Source organism: Kitasatospora sp. NPDC059577 (genome assembly GCF_042735475.1).
Classification (GTDB): Bacteria; Actinomycetota; Actinomycetes; order Streptomycetales; family Streptomycetaceae; genus Kitasatospora.
Genome location: NZ_JBHWBZ010000051.1, coordinates 29,085 through 46,882 on the forward strand (window position 1 = coordinate 29,085; position 17,798 = coordinate 46,882).

The following is a 17,798-nucleotide window of genomic DNA, read 5'->3' on the forward strand; positions in this document are numbered from 1 at the left end:
GTCACCTGTCTCGCCCCGCCGCGGTGGCGGTGGAGCGGCACAGCCGAACGCCCCGGACGTCGTGGTCCAGGGCGCTTCGGCTTAGCTTAGGCAAACCTTAGGGCCGCGCTGGTCAACTGCACCCCCGCTTCGGGTAAGGGTTCGGTATGGGTACTCCCGTGCGTTCACCAAACCGGCGCGTCGGAGCGGTCGAGGGGTGGTGCGCGTCACCCCGCCCGCGCTCGCACCGTCACCCCCACCACTGCTCGGGCACGGGCTCCGGCTCGGCCGGGACCGTCACCGGTTCGGCGGAGCGCACCAGCAGGTCGCCGGACTCGGTCTCGGCGACCAGGTAGCCGCGCTCGCGCAGCACGAGCGCGGCCGCGCCGCTCAATGCCGCGCACGCCTCCCGGGTGGGCGGCCCGTCCGGCTCCGCGCCCGGTTTCCAGCCGACCACCACGCCCTCGGGGTGGCGGTCGATCCACAGCGGTGAGGGGCCCGGCGCGGTGTCGAACCCGGCGCGGGCCAGGGTTTCGGTGACGTCCTCGAAGAGTTCACGGTGATCCACCATTGGCGCAGCGTAGGCCGTGGAGCGCACGACCCCCGGGCGCGGCACGCGCCGGACCGGTCCAACGGCACCCGACCGCAGCATCGGCACCCGTTGGGCCGACCGGCGGCCAGCCGATCGGGCGTCAGGAACGCCCGTCCGGCCCGACACGAGCGGCCGGACGGGCCGATGGACGTGCACAGTCGGCCCCCTGCCGACAGCATGTCAGAGTAAGCGCTCCATCACCCTGAGCAACGTGTCCAGCGGGCCGGCCCGGTCCGCGCGCCGGCTCGACCGGCGGGCCCGTATCGAGAGGTCCCATGATCACAACACTTCGCCGGCCGGCGTTCCCGCCGACGGGGCTCCAGCACGGCACGCCGAGGACGCCGGGGAGCCCGTCGTGAGAGCCGACCAGCAGTCGCAGCCGGGACCGGTGACCAGCACGCGCGCCAAACCCGCGAACACGGCCGAGGCCCTCGCCGACTGGACCGACGGCCGGCTCGGCATCTACGCCCTGGCCAAGTCCAACCTGCGCAAGATCTTCCCGGACCACTGGTCCTTCATGCTGGGCGAGATCGCGCTCTACACCTTCGTGATCATCATCATCACGGGCGTCTGGCTGACCATGTTCTTCCAGCCGAGCATGAGCGAGGTCGTCTACGAGGGCTCGTACGTACCGCTCAAGGGCGTCACCATGTCGGAGGCCTACGCCTCGACGCTCGGCATCAGCTTCGACATCCGCGGCGGCCTGCTGATCCGCCAGATCCACCACTGGGCGGCGATCGTCTTCGTCGCCGCGATGCTGACGCACATGATGCGCGTCTTCTTCACCGGCTCGTTCCGCAAGCCGCGCGAGATCAACTGGATCTTCGGCGCCCTGCTGCTGTTCCTCGGCATGTTCGACGGCTTCATGGGCTACTCCCTGCCGGACGACCTGCTCTCCGGCACCGGCATCCGGTTCATGGAGGGCGCGATCCTGGCCGTCCCGATCGTCGGCTCCTACCTGCAGTTCTTCATCTTCGGCGGACAGTTCCCCGGCTTCGTCATCGTGCCGCGGCTGTTCACCGTCCACATCCTGCTGATCCCGGGGATCATGGTGGGCCTGCTCGCGGCGCACCTGATCCTGGTCTTCTACCACAAGCACACCCAGTTCGCCGGGCCCGGCCGCACCAACAAGAACGTGGTCGGCATGCCGCTGCTGCCGGTCTACACGGCCAAGGCGGGCGGCTTCTTCTTCCTGGTCTTCGGCGTGGTGGCGGTCATGTCGGCGATCGCCACGGTCAACCCGATCTGGGCGTACGGCCCGTACCGGCCCGACCAGGTGTCCACCGATGCCCAGCCGGACTGGTACATGGGCTTCTCCGAGGGCCTGGTCCGCGTGATGCCGGGCTGGGAGGTCAGCGTCTGGGGCGGCCACACCCTGAACCTCGGGGTGTTCATCCCGCTGGTCGTCTTCCCGACCGTGCTGATGGCCATCTGGTCCTGGCCGTTCCTGGAGGCGTGGGTCACCGGGGACCGCGGTGAGCACCACATCGCGGACCGACCGCGCAACGCGCCGGTGCGCACGGCCTTCGGCGCGGCCTGGATGGGCCTCTACCTGAGCCTGCTGGCGGGCGGCGGCAACGACCTGCTGGCCACCCACTTCCACCTCTCGATCAACACCATCACCTACGCCGTGCGGATCGGCTTCTTCGCCGTGCCGGTGATCGTCTTCGTGATCACCAAGCGGTGGTGCCTGGGCCTGCAGCGCCGGGACCGGGAGAAGGTGCTGCACGGACGGGAGACCGGCGTCATCCAGCGGCTCCAGCACGGCGAGTTCGTCGAGGTCCACGCCCCGCTGCCGCCGGGCCGGCTCTTCACCCTCACCGCGCACGACCAGCCGCAGCCGACGGTCCTACCGCCGGAGGTGGACGAGAACGGGGTGGTCCGCAAGGCCGGACTGTTCACCCGCGCCCGGGTGAAGCTGTCCCGCGGCTTCTACGGCCAGGGCAGCCAGATCGCCAAGCCGACCGCCGAGGAGCACGCGGAGGTCACCAGCGGCCACGGCCACCACTGACCCCCGCTCCGGGCACGACGAGGGCCCGCAGCGCCATTGCCGGCGCGGCGGGCCCTCGTCGTGCGTGCGGGTCCGGACGGCCCCGCGGGCTCAGCCCCGCAGGACTGCCGGGACGACGGCGAACAGCGCCGCCGCCAGCGTGACGGAGGCGCAGAGCGCCGCCCAGCGGGCGCAGATCCGGCGGCACTCGGCGCGGTACCGGGCGGCCAGCCGGCGGCAGCGTTCGACGGCGCGCTCCACGACCTCCTCGGCGTAGCGCAACCGGTCCGCGGTGTAGGCCTGTTCGAGGTTCTCCCGTTCCGCGGCCGGGAGCCAGGGGAACTGCCCGGCAAAGGCACGGGCGTCCCGCTCGGCCGCCGCGACCTCCGCCTCCCAGGCCAGGAAGCCCTCGATGCGGGCGAACTCCACCCGGGAGTCCGCCCGGCCGCCGGTGCCGGCGGGCCTGCCCCGACGCGGGTTCCGCGCGCCCGGCGGACGTTGTCTGCCACCCATGACCGCTCCTCGTGTCCAGTCGTCCCGCCTGGTCGGCCGCGCGGGAGTCGGCTCTGCGGCAGACCGCTCCGCAACCAGGAAACTACTATCAGTGACCGACTGGGGGCGTCGGGCGACTCGCCGAGCCTCCGCACAACCCGGGCCCGCCCCCGGTCGAAAAGGCTGCGCGCCCCGCACTCCTGCTCGACGCGCAACTTCCGCGACCGTGGCTGCCATGACGACGGATCAGCCAGGCCGTCGCAGCACTGCGCGAACGGCCGGCCGGGGAACCGCTCGGGGGGCGCTCACCCGGCCCCTGCTCGACTCGTTCCACGGCGCAGCCGAGCAGCCGACCCCGCAGTGGACCGCCGCCGTACGGCTGTTGCTGCGCGAACCGGTGCTCCAGGCCGAGCTGACCCGCGGCGGCGCGGAGACGGAGGCCGGACTCGCGGCGGCCGTGGCGGCCCGGACCGGGACCGACGCGGCCCGGGTCCACTACCCGAAGCTCGTCGCCGCGGCCGCGCTCGCGGCGCTCAAGGCTGCCAACGACCGGTTCGTGAAAGCCGATCCACCGGTGCCGTACCGGTGCCCGACCCGTCGTCACACCGAACCCGTGCTCCCGGCGGGGGAATCGAGACGGGCCGCCACGTCGTCATCGCCGGCGTCGGCCCGAACGGGCGGTTGCCGGCCTGCGAACGGGCACTGGCCGGGTTCCGCCGGTGGTGCCGGAGCGACTGCCCGAACGCTCCGGGGCGCAGAAGGCCGACGGCCTGGTCGGCGAGGTGATCCGGCTGCTCGACCACCGGGGCCGGGACGAACCGCTCGACGGACCGGGTGCGCCACGGCCCGCGCCCCGGCCGGTGCCCTGCTGCCGTGCCCCGACGGGTACGTCGCCCGGGCGCCGGACCCGGGCGGCCGGACCCGGGCGCTGCGCACCTGGTGCGGCGACGCCCGGACCTGAGTACGCGTACCCAGGCCGACCGAGTACCCCGCCGCTGCCCGGCGGCCGGGGTGAGGCAGCAGCATGGGCCGTATGAGCGAACTCGCGCGCACCTCCGGCCGCACGACCGTCTCCGCCCGCGGGCAGTGGTGGAACGCCGTGACGATCTCCACCGCGGTGTACCTGGTCCTCCTGCCACTGGCGGCGGTCGTCCGCGGCCTCGCCGAGATGATGACCGACGCCTGCGCCTCCCCGGCCGCCTGCCCCTCGACCTACGCCCATCTGGCCCTGGCGGACCGCGGGTTGTTCGCGAGCCTGGCCCTGGTCGTCCTCCAGTGGCCCGTCGTCCGCCTGGTCCGCCGGGGCCGGGTGCTGGTCACGCTGCTCCCCGCGGTGGCACTGGCGGTCGCCGTGGTCGCGATGTTCACCATCGAGGGGAACACCTGATCCGGGCGTTCCACAGGACTGACGCCGGGTCAACTATGGTCGTCGCCGGCACGTCCGGCGTGGGCGGGCCACCTCCTGACGAGACGGGGAAACGGTGCGCATCGGAATCATCGGCACGGGCACGGTCGGACGCACGCTGGGGAGCAAGCTGGTCTCGCTCGGCCACCGGGTGACGCTGGGCTCCCGGACCAAGGACAACGAGAAGGGGCTGGCCTGGGCCACCGAGGCCGGCCCCGGCGCCCAGTGCGGGACCTTCGCCGACGCGGCCGCCTTCGGCGAGGTGGTGCTGAACGCCACCGGCGGGACGGTCGCCCTGGCGGCACTGCGGGCCGCCGGGGCGGAGCACCTCGCGGGGAAGCTGCTGATCGACGTCTCCAACCCGTTGGTCTTCGGCCCCGAGGGCCAGGTCTCCCTCGACCCGGTGAACACCGACAGCGTCGGCGAGCGGATCCAGCGCGAGTTCCCCGAGGCCCGGGTGGTGAAGGCGCTCAACACCGTCAACTGCGACCTGATGGTGGAGCCGGGCCGGCTGAGCGGCGAGCACAACCTCTTCATCGCCGGCGATGACGCGGCGGCCAAGGCGGAGGCCGTCGCCCTGCTCGGCGGCTTCGGCTGGCCGGCCGAGTGGATCATCGACCTCGGGGACATCACGGCCGCCCGTGCGACGGAGATGCTGATGCCGTTCTGGCTCCGGATGATGGGGCACTTCGGCAGCGCCGAGTTCAACTACTCGTTCCGGCGCCCCGCGTAACGCGGGAGGGGCTGCCCGCGCCCGGTGCGCCGGGCGGGGGCAGGCCCTTCGCGCGCCCGGTCCCTGGCGACCGGAGGCACCCGCGGTGGGGGAGAATGGACCGCATGTCCCGACGTCGTTCCGCGCCCCGCTCCGCCGCCCCGCGGCTGCTGCCCTCCTCCCCCTGCCCGTGCGGCCTGTCGGCCGCCTACGGCGACTGCTGCGGCCGGCTGCACCGCGGCCAGGCGGCGGCGACCACCGCCGAATCGCTGATGCGCTCCCGGTTCAGCGCCTTCGCGGCGCAGGACGAGGCGTACCTGCTGCGGACCTGGCACCCGGACACCCGTCCCGCCGAGGTCGACTTCGACCCGGCGCTGCGCTGGACCCGGCTGGAGGTGGTCTCCACCTCCGAGGGCGGCGCGTTCCACGCGACGGGCACCGTCGCCTTCCGCGCGCACTGGACCGAGGGCGGCGAGGAGGGCGTGCTCACCGAGCACAGCCGCTTCGTGCGGCACGAGGGCGCCTGGGTCTACGTCGACGCCCTCTCGCTCGGCTGAGCCCGCCCCGCCGTCGTTACAGGTAGTCGTCGAGGCGCCCCAGGGCGAAGCCGGCCGCGGTGACGTCGTTGACGACCTTGCGCAGCAGGTCCGGCATGGAGGCCTTCCAGATGTCCTGGCCCCGGAAGTGGGTGAGGATGATGTCCCCCGGGTGCAGCTTGCGGTCGTCGTAGCGCCACTCCATGTGGTCCGGGAAGGCCTCCTCGTTCCACAGCGGCACCGCCTGCACCCCGCAGGAGGCCGCCGCGCGCAGCGTGTCGTCGTTGTACTCGCCGTACGGCGGCCGGAACAGCCGGGGGCGGACGCCGATCTGCTGCTCCAGCTGGTCCTGCTGGTTGCAGACCTCCTGGCGCTGGGTCTCGTAGTCCAGGACCTTCAGGTTGCGGTGGTTGATCGTGTGGTTGTTGATCTCCACGCCCTGGGCGTGCAGGTCGCGGAAGTAGCCGTAGTTCTCGCGGACCAGGTAGTCGGACACGAAGGCGCTGAGCGGGATGCCCAGCTCCTCGGCCATCCGGGAGAACGCGGGGTCCTTCTCCGCGCCGTCGTCGACGGTCAGGAAGACCACCTTGTCGTCGGTCGGCACCCGGTAGACCACCGGCGGGCGGCCCTCGGCGAGTTTGACGCCCTGGACGGGGGTGAGCCGGGCCCTGGTCGCCGGGCGCGGCGGGGCCTTCAGCGGCGTGCTCTCCAGGCCCCAGCGCCGCGCGGTCTCCAGGGCGGTCCGGGCGTCCGCCTCCTGGCGGGCGGCCGCCTCGCTGCTGGTCTCCTCCTCCAGGCGGGCCGCGCCGGGCAGCATCGGTGGCGCCGCCGGCGGGCGGCCCGCACCGTGCCCTGCGGCGTCCGCTCCCGCGGGGGCCGCGGCGGCCTCCACGGCGGGTGCCGCGTCCGCACCGGCCGGCGCCGTCCCGGCCGGTGCGGCCTTCGGCCCGGCGGGGGCGGCCGGGGCTGCGCAGCCGACGAGGACGGCGGAGAGGCAGACGGTGGCCAGCAGGCCGGTCCGCACACCGCTCCGGCCCTTCTGACTCCCCCTCAAACCCCCATTAATCCGACAATCTGATGGTCTATCCATAGCTGCACTGCTCCCCCACCGCGCACCCCCGTCAATCCCCCCATCACCCGTGCGGGGCAACGGCGCACCGCGGTCCTTGCCCTTCCTTTGCCGACCGCCCGTCCGCCGACCCCGTCGGGCCGCCGCACCGGTCGCCCGGCCGTACCCGGCCGCACCGACCGGGCCCGGAGGCGCACCGAAAACCGATTGCGACGGGGGGAGGGCGGAGTGGATCATGCGCGCATGACGAACACCTCGCCCCGCCGCTCCGACCTCTGGGCCGTCGCCACGGCCGACGTGACCTCCGACGAGGCCCTGGAGCTGCTGCGCGAGTACTTCTACGACGTGGCCAACCGCTACTACCGCCTGCACTTCGGCCGGGAGGGCGCCCCCGAGGAGTTGGAGTCCGGGCTGGCCGACTCCCCCAGCGGCGACCTCGTCGCCCCGGACGGCCTGTTCCTGATCGGCCGTCACGACGGCGCCGCCCACTCCTGCGCGGGCCTGCGGCGGCTCGACGCCACCACCGTCGAACTCACCCGCGTGTACGTCCGGCCCGCCCTGCGCGGCACCGGCGGCGGTGCCCGTCTGCTCGCCGCCGTCGACGAGGGAGCCCGGGCCCTGGGCGCCGACCGGATCGTCCTCGACACCCGCCTCGACCTGGTCGAGGCCCGCGCGCTCTACCTCCGGAACGGCTACCGGGAGATCCCGGCCTACAAGAGCGGCCCGTACGCCGAGGTCTGGTACGGCAAGGAACTCGGCGCCCCCGATCAGCAGGTGCGCTGAGCACCACCGGTCCGGACGCCCCGACGCCGGGCGCCGGCCGAACCCGGCGGCGGTCGCCGGGAACGGTTCGGGTCTAGCGCGCGCCGGCCTCGGAGCGGCGCTCCCGGCCGTCCGTCAGGGCGGTCCGGAGTTCCGCCGCCGAGGGCGGGTTCGCGCCCGGGCGGGCGACGGTCAGGGCGGCGGCCGTCACCCCGTGGGTGAGGCAGGTCCGCAGGTCCTCGCCGGACACGCGGGCGTGCAGGAAGGCGGCCGTGAAGGAGTCCCCGGCACCGACGGTGTCCGCGACCGGCACCGGGACGGCCGCCGCCTCGACCCGGACGCCCTCGGCGGTGCGGGCGAACGCCCCGTCGGCACCGAGGGTCACCGCGACGACGGCGGGGCCGAGCGCCAGCCAGCGCTCGGCGACCGCGTCGGGCCGCTCGCCCGGGTAGAGCCAGGCCAGGTCCTCGTCGCTCGCCTTGACCAGCTCGCTCAGTGCCACGCAGCGCTCGACCCGCCGGACGGCACCGGCCCGCTCGCCCATCAGCGCGGGGCGCACATTGGGGTCGTAGCTGATCGGCGTCCGTCCGCGCCACCGCTCCACCAGCGCCAGCACCGCGGCCGCGCCCGGCTCGGTGACCGCGCCGATCGAGCCGACGTGGATCGCGGCGGGTGTCCCCGCGGGGTCGGCCGGCCCGGTCGGCGCGCTCGCCCCCGGCAGCGCGGTCGGGGGGAACGTCCAGCCGATGTCGAAGGTGTACTGCGCCCGCCCCCGGTCGTCCAGCCGCACCACGGCCGAGGGCGTCCGCGCGACCCCGGCGGCCCGTACCCGTACGCCCGCCGATTCCAGGTGGGCCCGGATCAACCGGCCGTTTTCGTCCGGTCCCAGCTCGGTGAGCAGCGTGGCCGGGCGGCCCAGACGGGCCAGGCCGTACGCCACGTTCGCGGGGCTGCCGCCGGGGTGCACCCGGTCCGGGGCACCGTCCGTGCGGACGACGTCCGCGACGCACTCGCCGATCACCAGAACGTGCGAATCCGGGCTGATCACGGCGGCTCCTGGCATCCGGGGCGGGGCTCGACTCGGCCGCCAGCCTACGGGGTGCGTCCGCACGGGCCGTGCCCGGGCACGGAAGTACGGCCGCCGGACCTGGTCCAGGAACTCCGGCGGCCGTGGCCCCGTCCGTCAGGGGACGAAGCACTCCTGACGTTAGACGGCCGCCGGGGGCCCCGCCATCACCGTGGGCCGTCCGGGGGACGACGGGGTGTCGTCGGGCCCTCCGGATCGCTTGGCACCGGGCCCGGAGGCGCCCTGGCCCACGTACGCGGTGCGCGGCCACCGCGGACGACGTCCGCACCGCCTCCGAGGTGTCCGGGGAGGACCTGGGCGGGCTCCTCGGCGACCGGCCGTCCGGGTCGGGCACGCCCCCTTGCCGGGGCACCCGGACCGGGCGGTGGGGCCGGCGGGGGCCGTGCCGGGCGGTGCCACGGCCACGGCCACGGCTACGGGGACGGCGGGCCCGGCGGGCCGTCAGGACGGGGCGGCGGGGGCGGGCGGGACCGGGGTGGCCCGGGGCTCCGGGACGCTCTGACGGCGCCGCTGGGGCTGCCGGTGCACGCCCCGGCGCGCCGCTTCGCGTCCGGTCGCCGTGTACGCGCCCTGACCGGCCGGGGCGGGTGGGGCCATGGTGGTTCCCACGGCCCGCCCGCCGCCCGGCCTGAGTCCCGGTCGGTTCGCGGGCCGTCCAACGTCTCCGCGCGGGTCCTCGCCGCGGTGCGCGCGGCGCGGTCGGAGGCCGGCACGGTCGGCGACCGCCGCGCTCCGGGGCCTTCCGCGTCCCCGCTCTCGCCCGGTTGTCAGTGGCCGGTGCTAGCGTTCCGACCACGATCGAGGAACGGTCGGGAACGAACGGGGGGTCTTCTCATGGATGTTGGGCTGCGGGAGTTCGGGGTCGAGGTCTACGACCGCTGGACGGCGCTGTGGAATGGCGAGTTGGAGCTGGCCGAGAAGATCATGGCGCCCGACTTCACCCTGCGGTACACGCAGGCGGGCTCGGAGCTGTTCGACGAGGTGCGGACGCCGGCCGGGCTGGCCGAGGTGATCCGGCAGTGGCACGCCAAGCGGTCCGAGCTGCGGTTCGAAGCCGAGGGCGTCGCGGTGGTTGATCTGGAGTCGGTCGACGGGGCCGTGTCCGGCCTGGTGGCCCGGCCCTACCTGGCGAGCTTCTCGGACGGCGAGGGCGGCACGGTGGCGCGCAGCGGGACGGACATCCTGCGGGTCGACGGCGGGCTGATAACCGAGGTCTGGTCGGTCTCCTCCGGTTCCGCCGGGCGGACGTTCTACCGGGCCTGACGCACCGTCGACACGGGTGCGGGGAGCGCGGCGGGCGGCCCGTGCGGGCCGCCCGCCGTAACCCTTCCGGCGCAGCCTCGTTGGACCGGCCATGAAGAAGCGCAGCATGCTCGCCGTCGCCTCGCTCGCCGTGGGTGTCGTGGCCTCCCTCACCGCGCCGAGTGCGCACGCCAGCGTCGTGGGCGGCCAGGAGGGCCTGCCCGGGTCGCTCAGCAGCGCGCCCGACGTGCTGCCCGGCCAGGTCGGCGACGCCGGCGGTGTCGTCGGGCAGCCCACGGGCTTCGTGACCGGAACGGCGAACGGACTGGTCGGGGTCACCCCCGCCTAGTCCCGCCAACCAGTCCGGTCCAGGTCGGGTCGGCTCGCTCCGGGCCGTGCGAGGCCGAGGCGCCACGCGACGGAACCCGCCCGTTCAGGACATCGGCGCTCCGAGGTCCTGGGTCCAGTACGGGGTGCCGGCCTGGCTGGTGGCGAGGCCCACGCCGATGTCCTTGAAGCCGCAGTCCAGCATGTTCGACTGGTGGATGCCGCCGTCCATCCAGTGGGTGAAGACCGTGGCCGGGCTGGCCGTGCCCCGGTCGAGGTTCTCACCCCACTGCGACCACCGGTAGCCGGCGGCGGTGATCCGGGCGTCGGCGCGGACGCCGTCCGGGTTGACGTGGTCGAAGAAACCGCGGGTGGCCATGTCGTCCGCGTGCTTCTGGGCGGCGGTGTGCAGCCGGGGGTCGATCCGCAGGGGTGCGCAACCCGCCTTGGCCCGCTCGGCGTTGATCAGGTCCACCAGCTGGCGCTCCTGGTTGGGCACCGGTGCGGCGGTGACCACGCGGGTCGGGGTCGGGGTCGGCGTGGGGGTCGACGTCGGGGTGGGGGTCTCCGTGGGCGTCGGTGTGGGCACCGGCGTCGGGACCACGGCCACGGGAGCGGCGGCAACGGTCGGGGTGTCCTGGGCGGCCGCCGGGGCGGTCGGCTCCGGGGCGGTCGGCAGCGGAGGCTCACCGTGTTGCGGCCAGACCAGCGCGAGGGTGGTCACGGCCACCGCCGCGGCCGCGCCGCTCACCAGGACGGCCTTGCGGGCCGCGGTGCCGGCCCAGCCGCCGTGCCCTCCCGCACCGGCGTGCGCGCCGGAACCGCTCCCCAGGCCCGCGCCCGAACCGGCTCCGGTGGCGGCGGTCTGGGCGGCGGCGGCCGCGGTGTGCTGGAAGTGCAGCAGGAGGGGCGAGCCGTGCGGGATCGGCACCAGGGCGAGGCCGGCCAGCAGTCCTTCGGCGGGGAAGAGGTCACGGCCGAGGCCGTCGCAGCCGGCGCAGCTGCGGATGTGACGGGCGATGCGCTTGCGCCAGACCGAGTTCGGGGTGCCGTCGAAACCGGCGGTGAGCTCGGTCAGTTCGGGGCAGCGGGGGTAGGCGCTGAGGGCGCGGACGACGACGCGGCCGGCTTCGAGCTGCTTCTTCATCCGCTGGACGCGGACGGCGGTGTGCGCGGGGCTCAGGTCGAGGGACTCGGCGAGTTCGGCGCGGGTGAGGTCGCCCGCGGCCTCCAGCCACCACAGGGCGAGCAGTTCGCGGTCGTCCGGGTCGAGCCAGCGGGTCGCTTCGGCGACCTCCCGGCGCTGGCCGGAGAGGCCGAGCCGCAGGATGGTGAGGTCGGTGAAGTCGGCCCTGGGGTCGGCGACCTCCCAGGTCTCGTCCAGCCCGCCGACGGCCTGCTGCAGACCGGCGGCGTGACGACGGCGGACCTGGTTCATGGTGATGGCGACCAGCCACGAGCGGAACGAGTCCGGGTCACGGAGCCCGTCCAGACCGTCCAGCGCCCGGATCATGGTCTCCTGCGCGACGTCGTCCACGTCCGCGTGGCCGCCGAGGGCGCGGCCCGCGACGTTGTAGACGAGCGGCAACCAGGCGGCGACCAGCGCCTCCTGGGCCTGCCGGTCGCCGGCCTGCGCCGCGAGCACCAGGGTGCTTCCGGTCCTGTTCTGCACATCAGCGTTCATGGTCCGCACTCCGTCTTGCCGTGTTTCCGTCCGCCGCTGCCTCCTCGGAGACCTGTGGGGAGTGATCAGATAACAACAATGTGCGCGGAATCGGAAAATCGGCCCGGCCCGGAGCCCGGATCGGGCCGGGCTACGGGTCTGCTCGGGTCGGTCTGTTCGGGTCAGGTGTGTTCGGGTCAGGTCGGGTCAGGCGGGCCGGTGCGGTTCCGGTCGAAACGGGGGCCGGGGCGGCTCGGGCCGGGGTCGGTCAGGCCGGGGCGGCGAAGACCTGGGTCCACCACGGGCCGCCGGACCCGGTCCGCACACCCACGCCGAGCTGCTTGAACGCGCAGTTCAGGATGTTGGCCCGGTGGCCGGGGCTGTTCATCCAGGCGTCCATCACGGCCGCCGGGTCCTTCTGGCCCCGGGCTATGTTCTCGCCCCAGGTGCTCCACCGGTAGCCGGTGGCCTCGATCCGGTGGTCGGCGTGGTAACCCTCGGGGCTCGCGTGATCGAAGTAGTTGCGGTTGGCCATGTCGTCGCTGTGCGACTGGGCCGCCGTGGCCAGTCGCGGTTCGGACGCGACCGGTCCGCAGCCGGCCTTGGCGCGCTCGGCGTTGACCAGGTCCACGACCGCCTGGGCGTCCGACGGGGCCGCGCCGCCGCCGACCGGGGTGGCGGGCGCGGTGGCGGTCCGCTTGGCGGAGGTCGCCGCGGCCGCGGTGCTCCGGGTCTCGCTCGCGGTCGCCTTGGCGGGCGTGGCGGACGCGGTGGGGGTCGGGGTGGCGGTGGCAGTGGCCGTCGGGGTGGCCGAGGCGGTGGGGGTCGGGGTGGCCGAGGCGCTCGGGGTCGCCGCCGGGTCGCTCGCGGACGCGCCGGCCGACGGTACCGCGGCGGCCGGGTTCGCTCCCCCGGCGCCGGGGACCTGGATGCCCTCGTGGGTGCCGATCTCGGCGGCGATCAGCGCGTCGGCGGCCATCGCCTGGCCCATCGTGTCCCGGTCTGACTGCTTGCCGCCGTACGCGGCGTACCCGGCGCCCGCCAGCGCGGCGATCAGCCCGGTCCCGGCCACGGCCGCGACCACCGCGGTGACCGGCACGAACCCACCGCGCCGGCGACCCCGGCGGCCCTGGCCCGCGTGCCGGTCGGCGGCCCGCCGCGCGGCCCGGCCACCGGACCGGCCGTGGGCGCCATCCGCGCCGCCGTCGCCGCCGGTGGCCGGGAGGATGGTCGTCCTGTCGTCGCTGTTCACGTGGTCACGCTTCCTGTTTCCGGGTCGGCTGGTCGGGTGCCGACACCTGGGAGACCCCCCGGCGACGCGCCGATAACAGAAAGTCCGAACGAATGTCCGGCGGCCCGGTCGCCGCGTCAGCGCACCGGGGCGTCCGGGGCCATGTCGTAGGTCAGGAACTGCGTCCGGGTGGCGACCCGGTCGTACTTTCCACGCGCCCGGTAGTTGGTCTCCGAGGTGATCCAGCGGACGGTGTTCCAGCCTCGCTCGGCGGCGATCTCCCGCAACCCGGCCAGCAGCAGGTCCACGGCGCCGCCGCCCCGCACGTCCGGCGCGACGAAGAGGTCGTCCAGGAAGCAGCCGACGGCCCCGTGCAGGGGCCTGGCGAACGGCCGGTAGTGGGCGAGCCCGACCGGCCGCCCGTCGCCGTCCCGCACCAGCAGCCCCGACAGCTCGTGGTCCTCGTCGGTGAGCCAGGACCACACCAGCGCAGCCTTCTCCTCCGGGCACGGCACCCGGTAGAAGTCGCAGTACCCGCGGAAGAGTTCGCGCCAGGCGGCGAAGTCGTCGGCCTCGGGCGCGCCGACGCTCCAGCGGTCGGCGGGGGTGCTGCTCATCTCGGTCTCCTCGGGGTCACGGCTCGACGGGCGTGCCCAGCATGACGTCCCGTCGGCCCGGATCCGATCACCACCCCGGCCAAGACCGACGGCCGCCCGCTCCACTCCGGCGCTTGGAAACCGAGCGGCACCGGACCCGCGCCGACACCGGATCCGTCCGCCCGGGGGTGCCTCCGCCGCCAGGTATCGCGGCACGGGGCACTCGCCCGATGCCCGGTGCCCGGCGGCCGGGTGCTCTCCGGCGTCACCCGGACGTCGTGGGCACTCCGCTGGACGGCAGACCGCCGACCCCGGCCCGGCCCCGGACCGTGCCCAGCGGGCCCCGGGCGTGGTGAGGCCGAGGGGGACAGAGCTCGCGGTGGAGGCCCGGGTGAACGCCCGGCAGCGTGCGTCCGTGCCGACGTCACGCGGGTGCGGACCAGCCCCGGGCCGCCACCGCGCGCACCCCGTGCGTCGGTCGCCTCGGGAAACGCGGCGGCGGAGCCCGCCGGAACGCTCGCTTCGACCCCACTCCGACCCCGCTTCGGACGGCTCCGGCCCCGGTCCGGCCCCGCTCCGACCGCCGTCCGGCCCGTCACACCCCGCTCGTCGCCACACCGGAGCGCCCTCCCGCGGCGCTGCTGAGGCGCGGGCCGCCGGGGGCGCCGATGCTGGAGGAAGGAGGTGGTGGTGTGGCGGGGTTGCTGCGGTTGGCGGAGGTGTCGCGGGCGGTGGCGGCGGAGCCGGGGCGGCGGGCGAAGACGGGTCTGCTGGCCGGGTACCTGGGCGAGGCGGGGCCGGTGGAGGCGCCGGCGGCGGTGGCGTTGCTGTCCGGGGAGTCGCAGCGGCTGCGGACGGGGGTCGGGCCCGCGGCGCTGCGGGGGCTGCCGGCGCCGACCGGCGAGGCGTCGCTCGGGGTGCGGGAGGTGGAGCGGGAGCTGGAGCGGATCGCGGGGGTGCACGGGGCCGGGGCGCAGGCGGAGCGGCGCCGGCTGTTGCACGGGCTGTTCGCCCGGGCGACCGGGGCGGAGCAGGGCTTCCTGCGGGCAGTGCTGGTCGGGGACCTGCGACAGGGGGCGTTGGACGCGGTGGTCGGGGACGCCGTGGCGCAGGCGGCAGGGGTCCCGGCCTCGGCTGTGCGGCGGGCGCTGATGTTCCGGGGCTCGGCGCGCGCGGTGGCGCAGGCCGCACTGACCGGTGGGGCGGACGCCCTGGCGGCGTTCCGGCTGGAGGTCGGACGACCGGTGCGCCCGATGTTGGCCGCCTCCGCACCGGACGTGGCCTCGGCACTGGAGCGCACCGGCCCGGCCGCGCTGGAGTGGAAGCTGGACGGTATCCGGGTGCAGGTGCACCGGGACGGCGACGAGGTCGCCGTGTTCACCCGGAGCCTGGACGACATCACCGCGCGCGTCCCCGAGGTGGTGCAGGCCGCGCTCGCGCTGCCGCTGCGCTCGGTAGTGCTGGACGGCGAGGCGATCGCGCTCGGTCCCGACGGGCGGCCGCGCCCGTTCCAGGAGACCGCGGCGCGCGCCGCCGCCCGGCGGGACACGGAGCGGCTGCGCGCCGAAGTCCCGCTCAGCGTCCACTTCTTCGACCTGCTGCACCGGGACGGCGAGGACCTGGTGGATCGTCCGGGCCGGGAGCGCTGGGCTGCGCTGGCCGGGTCGGCGCCGCCGGATCTGCGGGTGGCGCGCACCGAGACCGGGGATCCCGGGCGGGCGCTGGCCTTCTTCCGCGACACGCTGGCCCTCGGCCACGAGGGCGTCCTGGTGAAGGACCCGGCGGCCCCGTACGCGGCCGGGCGGCGCGGGATCGGCTGGATCAAGGTGAAGCCCCGACACACCCTGGACCTGGTCGTGCTGGCCGCCGAGTGGGGCAGCGGGCGGCGGCGCGGGTTCCTCAGCAACCTGCACCTGGGTGCCCGGGCGGCGGGTGAGCCGGGGCTCGGCCCGTGGGTGATGCTGGGCAAGACCTTCAAGGGCCTGACCGACGAGACTCTGGCCCGGCAGACCACCGAACTGCTGGCCCGGGAGACCGAGCGGGACGCCTGGACGGTGCGGGTCCGTCCGGAACTGGTGGTCGAGATCGCCTTCGACGGTCTGCAGCGCAGCTCCCGCTACCCGGCGGGGCTCGCCCTGCGGTTCGCCCGGGTGGTGCGCTACCGGCCGGACAAGGCAGCCGCCGAGGCCGACACCGTCGCGACCGTGCGGGAGATCGCCGCCGCCGAGGGGCTGTCCTCCTGATCCCGTGTCCGGGACGGCCCGGCCACCGCTTGTCGGGGTGACGTCAATTCAAACCTGCGGCGGCGCCCGGGCGCCGGGACAGGGACCGAATCGGCCATTCTCGACGATCCCGCACCGCACCCTCCGTGGACGGAACAGCGGCGGTTAGGTTGGCAATGACAACGAGAGGCAGCCGCCGGGCAGCCGGCGGCGCACTGGCGAGAGGTGCCCGACCATGCGGGTGAGCGTCGACCGGGACCGCTGCTGCAGCTCCGGGATGTGCGTCATGAACGTTCCCGAGGTGTTCGACCAGGACGACGAGGACAGCCTGGTGAGACTCCGTCAGACCACCTTCCTGCCCTCACAGTTCGCCGATCTGCGACTGGCCGCCCAGCTCTGCCCGGGCGGCGCGATCACCGTCACCGAGGACGAGCCCGCCGAGATCGACGGCTGACGCCCCCCACCGCGGGACCACCACCGACGGACCACCACCGACGGGCCGCTTTCACCGCCGTCACCGCACCGTCTCCGACGGACCGCCGCGCAGCCGGTGGACCGCCCGGCACCCCACCCCCACCGGAGAACACCGCGACGCAAGGAGACCCCCACCTTGACGAGCACGCCCACCACCGCCGTCCCGATTCCCGCCCCGCACTCCGCCGCCTGCCCGTTCGGCCCGCCGCCCGCCTACACCGAGGCCGCCGGCGCCGGACCCCTCACCCGCGCCGACCTGCCCGGGGGCGAGTCCTGCTGGCTGGCCACCGGCTACGCCGAGGTCCGCACCGTCCTGTCCGACCGCCGGTTCAGCGCGGACGCCCGCCACCCGAACTTCCCGCTCCTGGTCCCCGGCATCCGGAAGCTGATCACCGAGAACCCGAGCTTCCTGCGCCTCGACGACCCCGAGCACGCCCGGCTGCGACGGATGGTCACCGGGGACTTCCTGGTCAAGCGGGTCGAGGCGATGCGCCCGGCCGTCCAGCGGATCGTCGACGACGCCCTGGACCGGATGACCGAGGGCCGGACCGAGGCCGACCTGGTCCCCGACTTCGCCCTGCCGGTCCCCTCCCTGGTGATCTGCCTGCTGCTCGGCGTCCCGTACGAGGACCGGGAGTTCTTCCAGGGTGTCAGCCGGACCCTGCTCAACAACACCAGTACCCCGGAGCAGCTCTCCGCGGCCCAGGACGAGATGCTCGACTACCTGAGCGAACTGGCGGCCCGCAAACGGGAGCAGCCGGAGGACGACATCCTCAGCCGACTCGCCGCCCGGGACGACCTCACCCCGCGCGACGCCGCGGGCACCGGCATCCTGCTGCTGATCGCCGGCCACGAGACCACCGCGAACATGATCTCGCTCTCCACCGCCCTGCTCCTGGACCGGCCCGAACAGGCCGCCAGGCTGGCCGACCCGGCCGCGGTGCCCGGCGCGGTGGAGGAGTTGCTGCGCCACCTCACCATCGTGCACTCCGGCCTGCCCCGGGTGGCCCTGGAGGACGTCGAGCTGGGCGGCACGACGGTCAGGGCCGGCGAGGGCGTGATCGCGATGATCTCCACCGCCAACCGGGACGGGACGGTGTTCGGCGGCAGCGGGCCCGGGCAGGTCGACGAACTGGACCTGGACCGGGACGCCCGGCGGCACATGGCCTTCGGCTTCGGCGTGCACCAGTGCCTGGGCCAGCCGCTGGCCCGTGCCGAGCTGCAGATCGCCCTGGCCACCCTGTTCCGGCGGCTGCCCGGACTGCGGCCGGCCGGCCCGCCCGGCACGCCGGCCTTCCGCACGGACTCGTTCATCTACGGCATGCGGTCACTGCCCGTGACCTGGTGACGTCACCAGGTCCGGATCCGGCCGCCGGAACGCGGGACTCCGCTCACCCGGCTGGCCCCGGCGACGGGGCG

The 17,798-nt window shown here is 74.8% G+C and carries 18 protein-coding genes; 11 read left to right on the forward strand and 7 right to left on the reverse strand.

The annotated features are described in order from the left end of the window. Window positions 1-229: 229 nt before the first annotated feature. Window positions 230-550 (reverse strand): hypothetical protein, encoded by a 321-nt coding sequence (locus ACFV0O_RS30445; protein ID WP_380346909.1) that lies wholly within the window; start codon window positions 548-550, stop codon window positions 230-232. A gap of 409 nt (window positions 551-959) precedes the next feature. Between ACFV0O_RS30445 and ACFV0O_RS30450 the strand changes: the two genes are divergently transcribed. Beyond that, window positions 960-2,582, forward strand: coding sequence for a cytochrome bc complex cytochrome b subunit (locus ACFV0O_RS30450; RefSeq protein WP_380346959.1), 1,623 nt, complete (start codon window positions 960-962; stop codon window positions 2,580-2,582). Between the two features lie 90 nt (window positions 2,583-2,672). Here the strand turns inward: ACFV0O_RS30450 and ACFV0O_RS30455 are convergent, their stop codons facing one another. Next, the gene (locus tag ACFV0O_RS30455; protein WP_360255605.1) at window positions 2,673-3,074 is read right to left on the reverse strand and encodes a hypothetical protein; all 402 of its coding nucleotides are present in this window, start codon (window positions 3,072-3,074) and stop codon (window positions 2,673-2,675) included. Window positions 3,075-3,288: 214 nt separating this feature from the next. On the opposite strand from ACFV0O_RS30455, the gene ACFV0O_RS30460 reads away from it, so the two are divergent. The 4 genes from ACFV0O_RS30460 (at window position 3,289) to ACFV0O_RS30475 (ending at window position 5,727) form a co-directional block, all read left to right on the forward strand. Then, window positions 3,289-4,014, forward strand: a complete 726-nt coding sequence (locus tag ACFV0O_RS30460; RefSeq protein ID WP_380346910.1) for a hypothetical protein — start codon at window positions 3,289-3,291, stop codon at window positions 4,012-4,014. 72 nt (window positions 4,015-4,086) lie between these two features. Next, window positions 4,087-4,440 (forward strand): hypothetical protein, encoded by a 354-nt coding sequence (locus ACFV0O_RS30465; protein ID WP_380346911.1) that lies wholly within the window; start codon window positions 4,087-4,089, stop codon window positions 4,438-4,440. Between the two features lie 94 nt (window positions 4,441-4,534). Continuing rightward, a complete protein-coding gene (locus ACFV0O_RS30470; RefSeq protein ID WP_380346912.1) occupies window positions 4,535-5,191 on the forward strand; it encodes an NADPH-dependent F420 reductase in 657 nt (218 codons plus the stop codon). A 104-nt stretch (window positions 5,192-5,295) separates the two neighbouring features. Next, window positions 5,296-5,727: a YchJ family metal-binding protein gene (locus ACFV0O_RS30475; RefSeq protein WP_360255615.1), complete on the forward strand. Its 432-nt coding sequence runs from the start codon at window positions 5,296-5,298 to the stop codon at window positions 5,725-5,727. Between the two features lie 16 nt (window positions 5,728-5,743). On the opposite strand, the gene ACFV0O_RS30480 is transcribed toward ACFV0O_RS30475, so the two are convergent. Next, window positions 5,744-6,760 carry a polysaccharide deacetylase family protein gene (locus tag ACFV0O_RS30480; protein ID WP_380346914.1) on the reverse strand — a complete coding sequence of 339 codons (1,017 nt, stop codon included), beginning with the start codon at window positions 6,758-6,760 and terminating at the stop codon, window positions 5,744-5,746. 258 nt (window positions 6,761-7,018) lie between these two features. Here ACFV0O_RS30480 and ACFV0O_RS30485 point away from each other — a divergent pair, with 258 nt between their 5' ends. Beyond that, window positions 7,019-7,558 carry a GNAT family N-acetyltransferase gene (locus ACFV0O_RS30485; protein ID WP_380346915.1) on the forward strand — a complete coding sequence of 180 codons (540 nt, stop codon included), beginning with the start codon at window positions 7,019-7,021 and terminating at the stop codon, window positions 7,556-7,558. A 73-nt stretch (window positions 7,559-7,631) separates the two neighbouring features. On the opposite strand, the gene ACFV0O_RS30490 is transcribed toward ACFV0O_RS30485, so the two are convergent. Then, a complete protein-coding gene (locus ACFV0O_RS30490; RefSeq protein WP_380346961.1) occupies window positions 7,632-8,582 on the reverse strand; it encodes a carbohydrate kinase in 951 nt (316 codons plus the stop codon). A gap of 876 nt (window positions 8,583-9,458) precedes the next feature. Between ACFV0O_RS30490 and ACFV0O_RS30495 the strand changes: the two genes are divergently transcribed. Together ACFV0O_RS30495 and ACFV0O_RS30500 are read left to right on the forward strand one after the other, a co-directional pair. Next, window positions 9,459-9,887 (forward strand): nuclear transport factor 2 family protein, encoded by a 429-nt coding sequence (locus tag ACFV0O_RS30495; protein ID WP_380346917.1) that lies wholly within the window; start codon window positions 9,459-9,461, stop codon window positions 9,885-9,887. Window positions 9,888-9,978: 91 nt separating this feature from the next. Beyond that, window positions 9,979-10,215, forward strand: a complete 237-nt coding sequence (locus ACFV0O_RS30500) for a hypothetical protein (protein WP_380346918.1) — start codon at window positions 9,979-9,981, stop codon at window positions 10,213-10,215. Between the two features lie 84 nt (window positions 10,216-10,299). On the opposite strand, the gene ACFV0O_RS30505 is transcribed toward ACFV0O_RS30500, so the two are convergent. From ACFV0O_RS30505 to ACFV0O_RS30515, 3 genes are all read right to left on the reverse strand, one after another. Continuing rightward, window positions 10,300-11,877 (reverse strand): sigma-70 family RNA polymerase sigma factor, encoded by a 1,578-nt coding sequence (locus ACFV0O_RS30505; protein WP_380346920.1) that lies wholly within the window; start codon window positions 11,875-11,877, stop codon window positions 10,300-10,302. A gap of 247 nt (window positions 11,878-12,124) precedes the next feature. After that, window positions 12,125-13,108, reverse strand: coding sequence for a CAP domain-containing protein (locus ACFV0O_RS30510; protein ID WP_380346921.1), 984 nt, complete (start codon window positions 13,106-13,108; stop codon window positions 12,125-12,127). 116 nt (window positions 13,109-13,224) lie between these two features. Next, complete coding sequence (locus ACFV0O_RS30515; RefSeq protein WP_360255630.1) at window positions 13,225-13,704, reverse strand: GNAT family N-acetyltransferase; 480 nt, start codon at window positions 13,702-13,704, stop codon at window positions 13,225-13,227. 647 nt (window positions 13,705-14,351) lie between these two features. Here ACFV0O_RS30515 and ACFV0O_RS30520 point away from each other — a divergent pair. From ACFV0O_RS30520 to ACFV0O_RS30530, 3 genes are all read left to right on the forward strand, one after another. Continuing rightward, window positions 14,352-15,926 (forward strand): ATP-dependent DNA ligase, encoded by a 1,575-nt coding sequence (locus tag ACFV0O_RS30520; RefSeq protein WP_380346923.1) that lies wholly within the window; start codon window positions 14,352-14,354, stop codon window positions 15,924-15,926. A gap of 214 nt (window positions 15,927-16,140) precedes the next feature. Further along, the gene (locus ACFV0O_RS30525) at window positions 16,141-16,359 is read left to right on the forward strand and encodes a ferredoxin (protein WP_380346925.1); all 219 of its coding nucleotides are present in this window, start codon (window positions 16,141-16,143) and stop codon (window positions 16,357-16,359) included. A 156-nt stretch (window positions 16,360-16,515) separates the two neighbouring features. Next, the gene (locus tag ACFV0O_RS30530) at window positions 16,516-17,727 is read left to right on the forward strand and encodes a cytochrome P450 (RefSeq protein WP_380346926.1); all 1,212 of its coding nucleotides are present in this window, start codon (window positions 16,516-16,518) and stop codon (window positions 17,725-17,727) included. Window positions 17,728-17,798: the final 71 nt, after the last annotated feature.